This window comes from Metabacillus rhizolycopersici, assembly GCF_020075705.1.
Genome location: NZ_JAIQUM010000062.1, coordinates 14,233 through 29,795, shown reverse-complemented (window position 1 = coordinate 29,795; position 15,563 = coordinate 14,233). Strand labels below are relative to the sequence as shown.

Annotated in this window: 15 protein-coding genes and 1 pseudogene; 2 read left to right on the top strand and 14 right to left on the bottom strand. The window is 36.9% G+C overall.

Features of this window, described 5'->3' with window-relative positions; genetic code table 11:
- Positions 1 to 178: 178 nt before the first annotated feature.
- From K9V48_RS20965 to K9V48_RS20950, 4 genes are all read right to left on the bottom strand, one after another.
- Complete coding sequence (locus tag K9V48_RS20965) at positions 179 to 1,732, bottom strand: YndJ family protein (RefSeq protein ID WP_224141093.1); 1,554 nt, start codon at positions 1,730 to 1,732, stop codon at positions 179 to 181.
- Positions 1,701 to 2,312 carry a DUF4166 domain-containing protein gene (locus K9V48_RS20960; RefSeq protein ID WP_224141092.1) on the bottom strand — a complete coding sequence of 204 codons (612 nt, stop codon included), beginning with the start codon at positions 2,310 to 2,312 and terminating at the stop codon, positions 1,701 to 1,703. The genes K9V48_RS20965 and K9V48_RS20960 overlap by 32 nt, the downstream gene beginning before the upstream one ends.
- Positions 2,312 to 3,226 (bottom strand): DoxX-like family protein, encoded by a 915-nt coding sequence (locus K9V48_RS20955; protein ID WP_224141091.1) that lies wholly within the window; start codon positions 3,224 to 3,226, stop codon positions 2,312 to 2,314. The genes K9V48_RS20960 and K9V48_RS20955 overlap by 1 nt, the downstream gene beginning before the upstream one ends.
- A 335-nt stretch (positions 3,227 to 3,561) precedes the next feature.
- On the bottom strand, positions 3,562 to 4,266 hold the full coding sequence (locus K9V48_RS20950) for a hypothetical protein (RefSeq protein WP_224141090.1): 705 nt from the start codon (positions 4,264 to 4,266) through the stop codon (positions 3,562 to 3,564).
- Between the two features lie 361 nt (positions 4,267 to 4,627).
- Here K9V48_RS20950 and K9V48_RS20945 point away from each other — a divergent pair, with 361 nt between their 5' ends.
- Positions 4,628 to 4,984, top strand: coding sequence for a hypothetical protein (locus tag K9V48_RS20945; protein WP_224141089.1), 357 nt, complete (start codon positions 4,628 to 4,630; stop codon positions 4,982 to 4,984).
- Between the two features lie 196 nt (positions 4,985 to 5,180).
- On the opposite strand, the gene K9V48_RS20940 is transcribed toward K9V48_RS20945, so the two are convergent.
- The 9 genes and pseudogenes from K9V48_RS20940 to K9V48_RS20895 all read right to left on the bottom strand — a co-directional run.
- Positions 5,181 to 6,389 carry a translocation protein TolB gene (locus K9V48_RS20940; protein ID WP_224141088.1) on the bottom strand — a complete coding sequence of 403 codons (1,209 nt, stop codon included), beginning with the start codon at positions 6,387 to 6,389 and terminating at the stop codon, positions 5,181 to 5,183.
- A 532-nt stretch (positions 6,390 to 6,921) separates the two neighbouring features.
- On the bottom strand, positions 6,922 to 8,103 hold the full coding sequence (locus K9V48_RS20930; RefSeq protein ID WP_224141087.1) for an NAD(P)/FAD-dependent oxidoreductase: 1,182 nt from the start codon (positions 8,101 to 8,103) through the stop codon (positions 6,922 to 6,924).
- A 39-nt stretch (positions 8,104 to 8,142) separates the two neighbouring features.
- Positions 8,143 to 8,583, bottom strand: coding sequence for a helical membrane plugin domain-containing protein (locus K9V48_RS20925; RefSeq protein ID WP_224141086.1), 441 nt, complete (start codon positions 8,581 to 8,583; stop codon positions 8,143 to 8,145).
- Between the two features lie 200 nt (positions 8,584 to 8,783).
- Complete coding sequence (locus K9V48_RS20920; RefSeq protein ID WP_224141085.1) at positions 8,784 to 9,455, bottom strand: GNAT family N-acetyltransferase; 672 nt, start codon at positions 9,453 to 9,455, stop codon at positions 8,784 to 8,786.
- A complete protein-coding gene (locus K9V48_RS20915; protein WP_224141084.1) occupies positions 9,445 to 10,143 on the bottom strand; it encodes a GNAT family N-acetyltransferase in 699 nt (232 codons plus the stop codon). The genes K9V48_RS20920 and K9V48_RS20915 overlap by 11 nt, the downstream gene beginning before the upstream one ends.
- A gap of 11 nt (positions 10,144 to 10,154) precedes the next feature.
- Positions 10,155 to 11,039, bottom strand: a complete 885-nt coding sequence (locus tag K9V48_RS20910) for a carbon-nitrogen hydrolase family protein (RefSeq protein ID WP_224141083.1) — start codon at positions 11,037 to 11,039, stop codon at positions 10,155 to 10,157.
- A gap of 198 nt (positions 11,040 to 11,237) precedes the next feature.
- A complete protein-coding gene (locus tag K9V48_RS20905) occupies positions 11,238 to 12,137 on the bottom strand; it encodes a protein-ADP-ribose hydrolase (RefSeq protein WP_224141082.1) in 900 nt (299 codons plus the stop codon).
- Positions 12,138 to 12,206: 69 nt separating this feature from the next.
- Positions 12,207 to 12,569, bottom strand: coding sequence for an SIR2 family NAD-dependent protein deacylase (locus K9V48_RS20900; protein ID WP_224141081.1), 363 nt, complete (start codon positions 12,567 to 12,569; stop codon positions 12,207 to 12,209).
- Positions 12,570 to 12,630: 61 nt separating this feature from the next.
- Positions 12,631 to 12,862, bottom strand: a pseudogene (locus K9V48_RS20895) (RNA-guided endonuclease InsQ/TnpB family protein); the annotation flags it as partial.
- A 477-nt stretch (positions 12,863 to 13,339) separates the two neighbouring features.
- Between K9V48_RS20895 and K9V48_RS20890 the strand changes: the two are divergent.
- Positions 13,340 to 13,789, top strand: coding sequence for a DUF2690 domain-containing protein (locus tag K9V48_RS20890; protein WP_224141080.1), 450 nt, complete (start codon positions 13,340 to 13,342; stop codon positions 13,787 to 13,789).
- Between the two features lie 524 nt (positions 13,790 to 14,313).
- Here K9V48_RS20890 and K9V48_RS20885 read toward each other — a convergent pair.
- A complete protein-coding gene (locus K9V48_RS20885; RefSeq protein ID WP_224141079.1) occupies positions 14,314 to 15,513 on the bottom strand; it encodes a DUF4085 family protein in 1,200 nt (399 codons plus the stop codon).
- Positions 15,514 to 15,563: the final 50 nt, after the last annotated feature.

Genomic DNA, 15,563 nt, shown 5'->3' with positions numbered 1-15,563 from the left:
CGCTTTTGAATAGAAGGTGTACTTTGCCTTCAATTCAAAAGTGGCTTAGACCCAAGAGGGGCTAGGCGCTGGAGCTGGATGGCGTGCGCTTATCCACAGTTCAAGAATTTTATAATTTCCTAACCAACTAGAAAAAGGATTGCCGCAGCAACCCTCCATTGAATGAAATATATCATGATTACTTTTGATTAATGGTGTAATCGATTTGTAAAAAAGGAATGCCAAAGATTCGCATTTTATGAAGTGCTGTGAGTGATTCTCCACTTGTCTCTTTAATCAAGAAGTACTCGGATAATGGTAGCTTAAAAAGAGTTTTGCCAGCTGTTAAATAAATACCAGAGTCACCATCTCCCTCGCTCGAGAGAATAAGAGAGCCATCGATAGCGTCAAGCTGTAAAATACCAACCATCGACGAATAGGGAAGAGGAAGTGCGATATTTATATACGTCCTGCCCGCTGTTTCATGCTGTGAATAAATAGCCACAAATACGTTCTTCTCCTCCACCTTACGAGTCCATGCACGCGGATTTTCCCGCCCATCAAGTATTGGATCAACAGCCCGTATGTCAAATGTCATTTCAGTACGCTTACTTGAGATAGGCAAGTTCAATTGCTGCAGTTGTATACTTATTAATTTGTAACACACTGCGAATGGTTTAAACCAAGTTGCCCATTTTACAGAAGCAAATAATTGGTACTGATCTGTTTGCTCATAAAAATCAATGATTGTTTTGGGCAAAGCTTTCTCATCAACAAAAACACTCAGATCTTCCACGAGCCCTGATTGCTGCTGGTCTGCTCCTTTTAGCCTCCCCCGTATTTGACTCACTGGGAAATTCCAGACATCCTGCTTCGTTTTAGGTGGTGCAAGCACCCAGCCGAGTACACCTAACATTCCAAACAGTAAACAGTTAAGTGAGCCATGAAACATTAGCATGAAATCAATACTAACAAACCATTTTCCAAACGCGTTATTTGCCGCATAAAGCAATGAAAATAAGATTGAAATGCCTAGTGCGCTGTATGAAAGACGTATCAAGACAGCCTGCAAATGTGAGGTGAAACGTGTTCGGAATGCAAGTACGATTAAGCTGTAAATGGCAAAGATGTACAACAGCACGGAGATGAATTCAAGTAAAGGCCAAAATGTAATGCCAATGGCGACGAGCATAGGACCTGCTAAAATAATTGGTACAATCAAGCGATACCATTTTGAAACGCTTAGACGTCCAAAAAACCCAAGAGAGATGGGAAATAAAAAGGCAGAGTAATGAAAATGAATAGCTGTTAACCAAGTAATCAGTGGACTAAAACCTGTATCAATCCCCGCAATATAAGCAAAAAACCATAATCCCCCTACAAATAAATACATCATCCCTACATCAATTGAAATTTCTGCCCAGTTTGTAAAACCACGCTGTAAAAATCGCTTTAGCCCATAAAACGCCACAAAAAAGGTGAAGATCACATAAATAAAAGCGAGCACCATCTGTCCTGTACCTGATGGAACAACTTGCAATAAAAATATGGAGAGCATAGCAATCCAATTGAAAATAATATGTATCCTCTTTGTTTCAAATAGTAGCTGGAGTATGAGCGGTACGAAAATCAACTGTGCAGCTGACAGCATTAACAAATAGGGTTCAGCTGTCAAAATGCTGCTTGCTATGAAAAGAATCATACCTGCAAGGGTAATTGGACTAAAGAGACTGCGCCTTAAATTCGCCTTCATAAGCCATCAACCTTCCTACGATTCTGTTTCGAATATCGACTTGAATCGTAAATACTTCTCGGGCATCATCATACCCTTCCTCAACCGTCACAACTCCTTCTAATAACCGAAGAATTGGAATCTCTAGGTGACCCATAACGAAACGTTGAAGACCAGAGCGAATGTGCATGTGCCCTTCAGGTGTCACCCCCATTTTTAAATCCGAATAAAATAAACTCGGCTCCCCTAAATAGTCATTCACAATTTTACGCTTCGTATCAATTGTCATAAACGCATTAAAATGCCGAGTGACTTCTTCAAAATAAAAAGTACGCTCCCAATATATTTCTTCTTCACCGGTCGACAATAGGCGACAAGTATTTTTGATCGTAAACGGCACATTATCCCCATTTTCGGGGAAAAGAAATTGCCAGCGTGTTGCTAATTTTAAAAAGGGTTTTAGCCAAGTAGCACCGGTTTCAATCTTTGACATCGTTCCGACCGCATAAAACGATTTACCCATTGGAAGTGAATAACGTGCTTGTAGCTTAGGATGAAGTCGTTGAAACTCCTCACCTAAGAGGTCTTGATAGATTGTCACTATGAATCACCCTTTCTAGTACGCTTGCAACTTGTTGCTGATGGCAAATCTGTTGCTAGTAAGAAGCCAATAATCGAAAGAACCCAAAGACTAGCATTAAATGTAACAGGATTAAACGGATGCGATGAGATCGAAGGGCTAGCGATTAAGGCACTCATCGTTAATATTGGAAAAACAATCATTTGCAGAGCAAGTAAATGTCTCTTCTTACGATAAAGAAGCCAAACCACTGCAAATAAAATCTCGAGTAAGCCTATTATTACTACACCCTTTACAGCAGCAGTTCCCTCCAAGGAAGTTAAACTAGATAGCATGGATACTTCCTCAGGATGTTGGGCAATAATCTTCGGTACTAGCCCATGGTAAAGCCAAACAAAGAAAAAGAGCACTGTTACTATTGCATTACTAAAGACACGTACATACTGTGTTCGTGGCGATTCCCCCTTTTCAATCCAGCGTTTCATCACATCAAAGCTAAGAGCTGTTGCCCACCCCATGATTGGCCGAAAAAAGAGGTCTAAAAGCCGTCCAAATAAACCATAACGTACATCATAGTCATATTGGGTGAGAAATGTGGTTCCGTTATCTGTCGGTATATATTGCCAATATCCTTTCCCCTCACAAATTGGCGAAATTTTTTGATCGGTCCCAAAGTGAAGTGAAGATGTTTTTGAACCATCCTTCTTATTATGCGTACCGATGCTTTTACCCCAGCCAGCGACTTTTACACCACATCCCAATTTCGTTTCATATAAAAAGGATTGCGGATCATCCTCTGATTTTTCCGGTAAATAGGTAATAGAAGAAAAACGCAAATCCCATTGTTCATGAAGTTCAGGGTTTTGAGTCATCCGCCAGACTTCGTCTATAGTTGCCTTAATGGATATTTCTACATATATTGGTTTATTTTTCATAAATGTCACCTCTATTATTAAAGTAACATAATTTTCACTACATCATGTTAGAATTTGCGAGGTCTCTGTAAGAATGCTAGAGTTCCAAATACACTTTCTATTATCTTAGTTTGTTGCTCAATAATCTGTCCCTAAACAAAAATAGACGCATCCCTTATTTGAGAAATGCGCCCCTTAATTGAGGATTAGACAAAAATAAATCAGCAATTATGTATAATAATTTATTTTTATATACAACTTTATTTCTTTTAACCCCTTGTTGAACGGTCGCACCGTGTTAGCTCTTCATTTACCTTATACACATGATACATCTTCTCTGTACATTTGTTTTTATATTATTTATTTTTGAAATAATAAGAATGAACAATTAACGCGACAATATATTCTAGGCGGTTCTCTTGAATATCAATTACTTGTACATTACTCATGATATGGTTGCGTTTTAATATCCCAAGTAACTCTTCATTTTGAGTTAGTGAAATGGTTGATGTCACAGTCGATGCGGATGATATATATGATGTGTCGTAAAACCTATACTTAATTGCTTCTTTTAATTTTGTAGTGTTTTTTAGATTAATTAGTGTATCTGCTTCACCAATTTGTTTCCCATTTTTATAAATTTTCCACTGATCCTGATTTGTAAACCATTTTTCACGATACCAACGAACATCATATATATCTTGATCAATTTGAATTTCTAAGGACAAGTACCAGTTAAAACCGAAAATATCTCCAAAAGCATATTGCCATTTTTGTGGAAAATATCGTTTCACATAACCTCTCTGGTCTTTCCCTTTAAAGAGTGGTTTTTGAATGATTAATGACTTTTGGATATTGTAAAATGACCACCCTGCAATATCTTTTGGTTGATAAGAACGTTCCTTATCTGCGAATCTTTTACTAATAATAAAAATAACAAGAACTGCAACTGGAAATAAAAAAATCATCGCAAACGATAGTGGCTCAAATGCACCAAACACAAGATAACGAACAAGTGCTGTTAATAATAACAATACAAAAAGTAAAATTAGTTCAATCATTAAAGTCACCTCTATCAATATACGATAATCCTCTATCAAAGTTTCCTTTTTGTCTCTACCAGAAGTAAGCCTTACCTTATCGCAACGAATATTGTTTAAACTTTAATTATTCATCAACTCTTCTATAGGATTAGAGTCAATTTTAATTAAGTACTTGTATATATTCTTTGTTGTTTCCTGTAAAGTTTGTTCAAGTAACACATCCATCTTCAATAACGCCCCTCCTTCCCTCTTATAAAACGATTGGCTTATTAAAAAGTTTACAAATTTAGTTAAACTATTTTTTCTCTAAGTATTATCTATGCTTTTCTCATTTCATTTTTTATAATGAAGATACTACTAGATAGAGAGCAGGGAAATAATGATTTATATATTCTGGTTAATCTACTTAGGAATTCTAGGCACAGCCGCGATTGGATTTCTCATAAAAGGCGAGTATAAAACGAAGGCTGCTAAAGTGGATTTTGTTTTTTCTATTATTACTTGGATCGGATTATTTGGCTATGTGACGAATAATCAAATTCTTACTCCTCTTGTCTGGAAATATATATTCGTCATTGGTTTATTGTGGGATATCATTTTCAGCTTCAAATATGTTAATAAAGAGGAAGCTTACGAGGAGATCCCGCCATCCTTTCGACCAATCGTTATTGGCATTACACTTATTATCTTTGTCGGACCTTTATACTATGGCTTGTTCCAATATGCGTTTAGATAAGAAGATTCGATAATTTCCAGGTTATCTCTTACTTTCGTATGTGAATGAGGGGGATGATCGAAAATGGAGCACCCCCCTTGGCGCTCAAGGGGGGATTTGTTGATATCCTTATATAGTAAGGCTTGTAGAGGGAGGCTGTCCCGTTCGATTCTGATACAATTGAAGCTGGTAGAATGAGCTGAGCATTATTTTAATTTTAACTATTTGTAAAAAATACTGGAGCTTCATCTATATCTTTTAGCCAAAGATCTGCATGGCCATTTATTCCTTTCTTCATCCATACATCTCCATGTTTTCCCTCTCGATACCAAGTAATATATGATCCTATAACCTGAGGTTTACTATCTACTTCATTGCTTTTTGGGAATGTTATTTGTTTTTGTTCCCCTGATTTTATATTAATGACATAGAGACTAGAAAACATAGTTGGAACGGGTCCTTCATTCCACTCTTTATTTTCTTTTGCACGAGCAACAATAACCTCATCTTGAGATAACCAATCTAAGTCAAGGTCAACATATCCTTTCGGAGTGTATTCCTTTTGTTGGCTTGAGATTGGTATATCCGCAATTGTCATCTTTTTATTCTCTACAAGAAATCGACCTTCACCAGATATGTAGGCTAATTTATTTTCATTTGGAGCCCATTTTATCCACTCCTGATACCAAAGCATTTTTCCGACAGCTTGAAACTGATTCCCTTTAAACGAAAGCACGCAAAGAGTATTGCTATCATTCGCCAATGAGGCTGTAGGTATTGCTAGAAAACTTACCCATTTATAATCCGCACTCCATTGAAAATAATTGGCATCTATTGCAAATAGATCTGAGGTATTTGTTTGAATCGTATAAAAGGGTGTAATTTTATTTACATCAAGCTTCGCATCTACTGGAACTTTAAAAAGGTGAATCGGTCCCCATCCAGTAGGGAGTAAACTGGCTTGAGTTGATACAATAAATTCCTTTCCATTTGGAAACCAAACAAAGTCACTTACACCTAATGAAACATTTTGAAACCCCTTTGGTCGTCCATTCACTGTTTTTGTCACATTGAGTACACCGCCAGCAATATATGCGATTTGATTTGAAACAGGAGACCATTGAAAATTTCCAGTTTCAATCGTTTCATACGGCTGATAGCTTTCCTTTTGCTTTGTATCATAGACATACAAATAGGTTTTTTCACCGTTTTCGTCACCATCTAAGTAGGCTATGAAACGACCATCATGTGACCACTTTGGAGAAAAGACATGCCGACCTGTTGTAAGTTTATGTTCTTTATCTCCCTCAACCATCCAAAGCTGGTGATCTCGAATGAAGGCGGCTTTTAGTGGAACTTCCGCCGAAACACTCGGTGAAAAAATAAAGCAGCATACTATTAGAATAAAATAAATTCTAAATCCCATGAATCATCCCTCCTAATGGTAGGATGTCCGTTTTAAGAATTTTCTTTTCACCATTTTAATGGGATAAAGCACGTGTAAACCCCTGCTCACTAAAAGAACTTCTATATTTTCCATTTTTATAGCTTATTTATTCTTCTTTTAAGCGAACAAACCTATTCAAGTTAGACTAGTATCTATGCACAAAAAACGCCGAATTTTTTCGGTGCCCTTAATTTAAACTTTTGTTTAACGTGTATTGAGATGTAGTTTTATCCGTGTTGCTAAAAACTCTAACACGAGCGCAAAGAATAAAATGAAATAAGTGATTGTTCCTACTTCTCGAAAGTCAAGGTAAAAGCCACTAGCCATAAACAACAAAAGAAACTTAAGCTTTTCATTGATGTGCAAAACGCAAACAAGGACTTACCAGTCATCGGTAAGTCCTTGTTTGCGTTATCTTGTTTTTCTCATTGCTTCTACGGATTAATAATTTAGTATTTTCATGATACGCAAAAAACAGCTTTACTTTTGTAAGTAAAACTGCTTTTTACAATTAATAAGCTAGACTGAACAAGCCTTTAATATGTGTCAAGTAGCGAATATTACTTGCTTCTTTCATTAAGCTTGCTGGTAATCCTTTAAGTGGAGTTGAATTTCCACCAACAATAGCAACGCCATCTTTGCGACCTAAGCTTGCAAGTGTACCTGAGTTAACTGGTGCGAACTCTTCGAACGTTTTGTCTTGTAAATAAGCAAATAGATTGTATCCAACAAGTTCGCCCATTTGCCAAGCATTTTGTGCAGTTGGTGCGTAAGGACGTCCACCTTCAGCAGGGAATACAACTGCGCTGTCCCCAACAATAAATACGTCTTTATGTGAAGTGGATTGAAGCGCACTGTTAACTGTTGCACGGTTACGATCTACATCAAGACCTGATTCACCAACCATTGGAAGACCTTGAACTCCACCTGTCCAAACAAACGTATTTGCGACGATTTTAGAACCATCTTTTAAGTCAATTTCATTTCCTTTAACATTTGTTACAGGAAGACCTGTTAAGAATTCAACGCCGCGTGCTTCTAAACTAGTCATTGCACGTTCAATTAAATGGTCAGGTAAAACTGGTAGAATTTTTGGACCAGCTTCTACAAGTTTAATTTTTAATTCTTTCGGATCAACGCCATAGCCTTTTGCAATCTTAGGCATATGATCAGCAATTTCACCAACTAATTCAACGCCAGTTAATCCACCGCCGCCGATAAGAATTGTTGCATCTGCTTCGTTTTTCGTCTTCGCATATTCACGAATACGACCTTCGATATGATTGAAGATGTTGTTTGCATCCGCAACTGATTTTAACACCATGCTATTCTCTTCAAGTCCTGGAATACCGAAGTACGCAGTTGTACTTCCTAATCCAACAACAAGTGCATCGTAAGTTAAAGTAGAACCATCTGCAAGTTTCACTTCTTTGTTATCTACTGAAAAACTTTCCACCTCTGAGATTTTAAGGTCGATATCTTTGCCTTTGAAAAGCTTTTCTAATGGCATAGAAATAGCTTGCTCAGCAATTGTTCCACCTGCAAGGCGGTGTAGCTCAGTAATGATTTGGTGAGTTGGATACTTGTTTACAACAGTAATTTTTGCGTCAGCTTTGTTTAAATATTTGCGAGCAGTTATAGCAGTGAGAAGACCGCCATAACCTGCACCTAAAATGACAATATGTTTAGACATAGATTATCCTCCGTTCTTACTATATGAATGTAAAAAGTATTATTTATTATCGCGTTCTGCCGTAATTTGTAGGTATGCATTTACAAAACGGAATAGCTTCTGAGCTTGTGGATCTTTTAACATTCTTAAAAGACCAAAAAGACCGATCACTTCATTGCTATCCTCTGCACGATCTTGGGCTTCAATAGCAGTTGAGGCAATGTTTTTAACAGTGTGTGTGACAGGTTCTAAAATTTCTGTAATTGCTCCTACTGTATCACTTTTCAATACATCATCTGTTGCAACAGATTGAGCAAAGTCATAAGACTTAGTCATAATATTGACAAGTTCAGTTAATTTTGGAAGCTGCTCTACAAGTACGGTTAACGATTCCTGAACCTCAGGTTTTAATAGCTGTTCAAGTACGTCAAGCTGTTCTTGCTTCGCTGACAAATTAAGTGATTCTTGTACAGGCTTTGTTGTAGTAGTTGTTTCTGACATATCAATTCTCCTTTACGTTATGTAGTACTACTTGATTTATTTGAAATTCTTAAGACCGCTTTTTCTATTATAACTCAAATTGTCATTCGACACTATTCGAATTTTTTCATATTATCTATGCTTGGTATATTTCTCTTTATAGTCATGCCCCAATTATGAAGAATACATGATTAATCGCTCAAATTTTCACATTTAAGCTCTTAAAACACCTTCAATGCCACTGTCTCTTTCTTCTCTAATTCCTCCACCATACTAATCCATGTTTGTGGTTTATTTGAAAGCACGGAATAATATCGTTTTAAGAAGTCCACAATTAAACTAGCTGGTAACTCTGTTGTTCCTGCTTCCATTGGTAGGAAGCAGAGGTCTAATCCTGTAACAGCTTCTCCATCATTGTTCCAAGATGGATGAACATACGAAAAATCAAGACGGTTGTAACCAAGATGTGCCAATACTTCACGACGTACATAAGGATCCATTGGCTTGACTCCACCAAACTCATAATGATCTACCTTGTAAGGATCATAAATCTCCGCAAACATTCCGAATAATTTCTTACCATTGTCAGCAGCCAATCTGTGTAAGTCCTCCGCACGTTTATTTGCTAAAAATGGTCCAATACCTAAATTAGCTTTTCCGATAATAGTAAAATCAGTCATCGCTACGTTAAAGTCTTCGTAATAACGGTATTCTGTAGCACCGACAACTTCTCCCTCAAGAACGGCTACGAATACACGAATTCCCGGATCCTCCAAAGGCTCTTTCCAAAGTGAAAACTCTAGCACTTCTTCTTTCGGGAATACAGTTTGCATTAACTGGTGCATTTGAGTGAACAAAGGATCTTCTATTGAAGTAATTCTGCTATATTCCATTTTTTAAATGTCTCCTCTTTCCTTCATTTTGAAATGGATTTTTCCATTCCATTAATGTCCCATAATGACATGATTCTTCATCCTCTAAATAGTTAGGAACGACTTTTAGTGGTGTACGTCCACAGCGCAACAGGAATGTGATAACTGGATCTTTTAATTTCCCTTCCACTACAGCTTGGATATATTGGTCAGGTGACAAGTTATTAGAGTGTGCGTGGTATCCAGGCATTCTTCCGCCTCCAAGTAACCTTTGCAACCCTTTATGGACTACCACTTCATACATCGATGACATTAACCACTTTCCCAATCCTAGTTTTCTAAAGGATGGTCTGACGCTAATATCAACGACATATAAAGTGTTTCCATTATGATCATGGTTTCTGATATAGCCATTGTCTGTTATCTCTTCCCATGTATGATCTGGATCGTTAGGATCAAAGTTCACTAGCAAGCCAGTCATACTTCCAGCTATTTCACCATTCACCTCAATGCATAGAGCACCTTCCGGAAATAGAGTCACATGATTTAGCAGCTGTTCCTCATTCCACCAAAGTTCAGAGGGAAATGGCGGTGGGAAGCATTCCTGTTGAATTTTGATCAAGCTAGAAAAATCCTTTTCCTCATAGCTTCGTATCACTGCTGGAATAGGTTGGTCTTTATCAAAAACAAAAATTTCCTTCCGATACACTCTAAAACCCCCTATACGTTTTCAAGCACCTTCACCGTTTTTTCCCAATCTGGATAAAGATCAGTCCGACGGTCACGCCATGTTGTAACAGCACCGCTCTCTCTTACTTTGTACAAAAGCTCCAAGTTAAGGTCAGCAGTTACAATCATATCCTGGTTCATTTCCCCTTCTGCTAAAATGCCCTGAGGTGGGAATGGAATGTCATTTGGCGTGATGATGGCAGCTTGCCCGAAATTAGCACGCATGAAATCAACTGTTGGTAAAGATCCAACAGTTCCAGTAGCGACTACATATACTTGATTTTCAACAGTTCTTGCATGTGCTGTGTAACGCACTCGATGGAAGCCGTGACGATCGTCTGTGCAAGATGGACAGAAAATAACGTCTGCTCCCTTTGCCTTTGCCATTCGCACGATTTCTGGGAATTCGATGTCATAGCAAGTTAACAATGAAATTGTCCCTTTTTGTGTCTCAAACACTTCAAGTCCTTCTCCAGGCGTAATCTCCCACTCTTGGATTTCCGTTGGTGTAAGATGAAGCTTTGCTTGTTCTGCAACCCTTCCATCTGGATAAAATAAATGAGCTACATTGTAAAGTCTACCTTCTTTTCGGATGATATGAGTTCCACCAACGATATGCATCCCTGTTTGGATAGCAAGATTTATAAATAAAGAACGATATTGTTCTGTAAAGTCTGGGAGGTCTTGAATAGTCAATGGATTTCCTCGTTCATCACCAATTGACATAAGCTGTGTTGTAAAGAATTCAGGAAAAAGAACAAAGTCAGCTCCGAATTCTTGAGCTGTTTTCACATAATGTTCTACTTGCTTTGCAAATTCATCAAAAGAACTAATAGTATGAAGATGATATTGTACAGCTGAGGCTCTTAATTGCATTTGGTATCCTCCGATTTCTAATTAAAAAATAATGGCGATATTGCTATTATTCAATAAAAATACTAGATAAACAAGTACCTACTTTCTAGTTACATAGTGTAAAAAAATACACCTTAGATGTTTGACTAAAAACTTAAAGCACCCACGTTAAAATGAGTGCTATTCAATCAAATAAACATATCCTTTATTGGATACCTCTTACGCGTTAAAAACATCGGCATATTCGTTGAAATCACCTTCGCTAAATACATTAAATATGATTTTTTCAAACTGATGTGGATGAGTAGTTAGCCAATCATTCACTGTCTGAACCGCGATGTGAGCAGCTTCCGTTTTAGGAAAACCAAATACCCCTGTTGAGATCGCACAAAAAGCAATTGTTTTAATGCCTTTTACTTCATTAGCTAAATCAAGGCATGAACGATAGCAGGATGCTAATTCTTCCTTTTGCTGCACCGTTAACATGGTTCCACTTGGGACAATAGGGCCGACTGTATGCAAAACAAATTGCGATGGAAGGTTATAAGCCCTTGTAATTTTAGCTTGACCGGTTTCCTCTAGCTCTTTCTGCGCAGTCATAATGATTTCACAATCATCCCTTAATTGTGGTCCGGCAGCGGAATGAATGGCGTTATCGATACACGCGTGTAGAGGCTGAAAACATCCTAACATTTGTTTGTTTGCGGCATTTACGATGGCATCTGCATTTATCCTTGTAATATCCCCTTGCCATAATACGAACTTATCTGATTGACTAAAGGGATTGTCAGAGAACATATTCGAAACCACCTCAAGTTTATCCACGTCAACAATGCCTTTTTCTTTTAATTCCGTTTGTAAGAGAGAATTCATTTTTTTGAAAAATTGAGCATCAAGAGGCTTTGATTCCCTAATCGTTAAAAGCCCTCTTAATAGAGTGCGTTTTTCTTTAGATTCACTTGGAATTTCTACCCCTTTTGGCGCACCCGGCTCTTGTAAAAGAATCTCTAGCAATTCATCTATTACAAGTTCAACCTTTTCTTGAACAATAGGAGATTTAACAAATTCCTCTCCCAAACAAATTAATGAAGAATACTCTTTTGATGGTAAATGTCGCATGTTTGATCTCTCCTTTTTTGCCTGTTAGATAAAAATACCATTAGCATAAACACTAATGGTATAACTTTTTTAGTTCATTATCGCTGAAACAACAGCCTGCACTTCCTCTGTGAAAACGATGGTTTTATCTATGTTTTCCTCTAAGCCCTCTTGATGATCTTTATTTAACCGTATTAATCTTGCATTCTTATTGTGGTATGTCATCTTCTCAAATGGGTAACGAATAATGCCGGGTGTATTAAACCCAACACCTAACTCGATATAGATGATTTTCTTCCCTTCGGAATCCTGCAGGAAATCGTTGTACGATTTATTTAATTCATACCATCTTTCATCTTGCACAAAATAGTGATTAATTCTTAGATTCGGATCCATCTCGCCACCGCAAACAGGACATTTTGGCACAAGTTCAGAAGGTATTTTACACTCCACGGTCTTTTCAACCATTTCTTTTACCAGTAATTCATTATCATAAAGCTTGTCATGGCAGCCTTTTGCACATTATTCATTTTTTCAATACTCTTATCAATTATCGTCAACACTTCTTTTTGAAGAGGTTGAATTTCTTTGTCTTGAGTCAAGCCAGTATAAACTTGTCTGTAGTAAAAATGTGTCGTATTGTACATATTCTTCGCGTTTTCACATGAATTTTTGAAATAAGAATACATACGATGTCCTTTTTTAATCCAAATTTGATGAGTTTTATAATTCTTTTCCTCTGACATAAATCCCACCTCCAAGAACTAGCGTTCGTAAATGTGTTTTACCAAAATATTTCAATTATGTCTCGTCTCAACACTTTACATTTCAAAAAAAATAACTTTATCAAAACTCAAACAACCAAAAACCGCCAAGAGTACCCCTCCTTAAAACATCCGTTTTGAAGAAGGGGTACTCTTGGCAAATTTGATATAGAATAAAGAAAATGGATGACTTTACATTGAATCTGTAAAGTCATCCATTATGGTTGTTGAAGATAATTGGATTTTTGTACTCTAAACCGCCTGTCCCCTTCCCCTAAAAATCTTCACGTACGTTCTATATACCTATCCTGTTCAAATAATTAGTAATAAATATACATTTTATGTAAATTAACCCAATAATTGGGTTGGTTATTATATAATGTGAATTGAAGTTTTACAATTTTGAAATTATGGGAGATGACGAATGTATGAAAAAAAAGAACAGGTAAGGTTTTTATTATGTTTTTGATGACTGTATTACTATTTGCTGTTCCTGGTTTTTCAGCTTATGCGGAAAATCATTCGTATGATGGAAAAAGTCCTTACTACAATAATTGTGCTTCAAGTGCAACAACAAAAGCATATACGAATCTTTTAAATGGAAATAATGAAAAATTTGGGAAAGTAGAATTAAAGTTTAGTAGTACTTGCAAAACAGCATGGGCCAAAATAACTTTAGATAAACCCGCTGCATCAGATTGGAATGCAAATGCATGGATAAAACGAAATACAGATGGAAAACAATTGAGTTGCGACTCTTCTGGTGGAAACGGCAGAGTTCTTGTAGGGCAGACTTCTTGTTATACCCCAATGGTTTATGATCTTGATCCAAGAAGTTCTTATGCATTTGGAAAGTATTATAATCTCAAAACCGGTGCATATACGTATGCCTATACTAGTTCTTATTAATATAAATTTTTAACAAAAAGAAAAATTAAACAATATTATTTAGTTTGTTTTGGTTCGAAATTTTAGATTCAGGGGTATTCCATTATTTTCGGATGTAAGATGTTAGTTATATCTCACATTAAAAAGAATCGCTTTAGTCATGAATGTTGTCTAAAACTCAACATTTATGTAGAAGGCCAAGTCGTGGAAATCACTGAAGGTGAATGGTTTCTTTCATCTTTCTTGTAGTTAATTGGTGGTTATTCTTCAATGAGTGAAGTTGGATTCAACAGTCTAGGATCTTCCAAATTCGGGCGAGTTTATTGAAAAGATATAAAGGATCATACATATTAGTCCATACTAATATGTATGATCCTTTATTTGTTATTCACGCAAAATAAATAGTAAAAAAAATAAAAATTGATATTAATCCGTAAAACTCTTCTATCTTTTCTTTAACGGAAAGGGTATCTGTTTTCAAACATCTTCACCACAACTTCAATGTGATTACTATTCTTCTCTATACAATGTAGAAACTAATGCATCTATTTCCCCGATAAGTTACAATGCTTTGAAAGTGTTTCCTCTGTTAAAATCCTGTATTCATTGAAATGGTTGATGTACACACTAGCCATCATTTCATTGTCTTCTGTAACGTTCAGTCGCATAAGTACGCGGTTGATGATGTCAACAAATTCATGCGGATTAGCATACATCGTATTCCATGCACGCACTTGTAACTCAAGGTCTTCACTTAACGCAACTTCTTCTATTTCATCAGCAGGCACAGGCTCACTGAATTGCGCGTAAGGATCTTCATATTCATCTGTGAAAATAAAGTGAAGGCAATCGTTTAAGCAATCTGCTAGCTTTATTTGCTTACCAGCAAGTATCGCATGCAGTTCGCCGCTTTCGACTAATAATTCACCTTCTTGAAGTGTCATGTAAGGAGCTTCATTTGTGAATGTTTTTATTTCTGATTTGAAATTTGGTGTAATGGAAGTATAAGTGAAATCAGGATTAAGTTTTTCAATATATGCTTGTAATTCAAATTCTTTATCCTCTGCAAAATCATCATACGCTTTTGGACGATAATAATAGTTGGCATTAATCTGCTTTGCCTCGATCGTCCATTCTGTTTCAGGACAGTCAAATATGACATGCAGCGCAAACCCATTTTCCGTTTTGATTAGTTCGTCGTAAATGTACCATTGTCCCACTTGAAGTGGCAGATGTGATTCTTCAATGAAAATATCAGTGAAGAAGAGCTCGACAATTGATTTTGTTGAAAAGCCACCTAATGTGTTTAACGTGATTTTTAATGTGCTGGGCGATCGCTCAATTCGTTCAATCTCCGCATCATGTAAACTTTGTTCGTATACTTCCTGCACAGGTTCCGGCAAAAAGGCAAGCGCCTTCTGCTTATTTTCAAATGATGCATCAAGCACAGCCTCAAACGTCTCTTCAGCCGCGCGTATCCAAAGTAAGTAATCTTCGCGCACCTGTTTTGGTAGCTCGGGTGAATTTAATGTGCCATCGTGAACATATTGTTTAAATCGCTCAGGGAGTATTTGAAGCAGGCGCTCTTTGCATTCATTAAGCTCTTCTTTTAATTGTGAATAAAGGTCTACACCTTCTTCTTTTGCATCCTCTAAAGCAATTTTCCAATCATGATCTGACTCCTGAATTGGTAAAATATTCGCATGCTCGAATGCTTTCTTCGCTTGCATCGTTAAATTCCACATCATATCTCCTCACTTTTTTATATAAGCCGGAAAATATTACACATAATTTT

Excerpts from the sequence above, each read along its gene's own strand:
- K9V48_RS20940 (WP_224141088.1), bottom strand. The coding sequence starts at position 6,389 with ATGGGATTTAGAATTTATTTTATTCTAATAGTATGCTGCTTTATTTTT.
- K9V48_RS20950 (WP_224141090.1), bottom strand. The coding sequence starts at position 4,266 with ATGATTGAACTAATTTTACTTTTTGTATTGTTATTATTAACAGCACTT.
- K9V48_RS20925 (WP_224141086.1), bottom strand. The coding sequence starts at position 8,583 with ATGTCAGAAACAACTACTACAACAAAGCCTGTACAAGAATCACTTAAT.
- K9V48_RS20885 (WP_224141079.1), bottom strand. The coding sequence starts at position 15,513 with ATGTGGAATTTAACGATGCAAGCGAAGAAAGCATTCGAGCATGCGAAT.
- K9V48_RS20920 (WP_224141085.1), bottom strand. The coding sequence starts at position 9,455 with ATGGAATATAGCAGAATTACTTCAATAGAAGATCCTTTGTTCACTCAA.
- K9V48_RS20910 (WP_224141083.1), bottom strand. The coding sequence starts at position 11,039 with ATGCAATTAAGAGCCTCAGCTGTACAATATCATCTTCATACTATTAGT.
- K9V48_RS20945 (WP_224141089.1), top strand. The coding sequence starts at position 4,628 with ATGATTTATATATTCTGGTTAATCTACTTAGGAATTCTAGGCACAGCC.
- K9V48_RS20955 (WP_224141091.1), bottom strand. The coding sequence starts at position 3,226 with ATGAAAAATAAACCAATATATGTAGAAATATCCATTAAGGCAACTATA.
- K9V48_RS20965 (WP_224141093.1), bottom strand. The coding sequence starts at position 1,732 with ATGAAGGCGAATTTAAGGCGCAGTCTCTTTAGTCCAATTACCCTTGCA.
- K9V48_RS20890 (WP_224141080.1), top strand. The coding sequence starts at position 13,340 with ATGTTTTTGATGACTGTATTACTATTTGCTGTTCCTGGTTTTTCAGCT.
- K9V48_RS20905 (WP_224141082.1), bottom strand. The coding sequence starts at position 12,137 with ATGCGACATTTACCATCAAAAGAGTATTCTTCATTAATTTGTTTGGGA.
- K9V48_RS20930 (WP_224141087.1), bottom strand. The coding sequence starts at position 8,103 with ATGTCTAAACATATTGTCATTTTAGGTGCAGGTTATGGCGGTCTTCTC.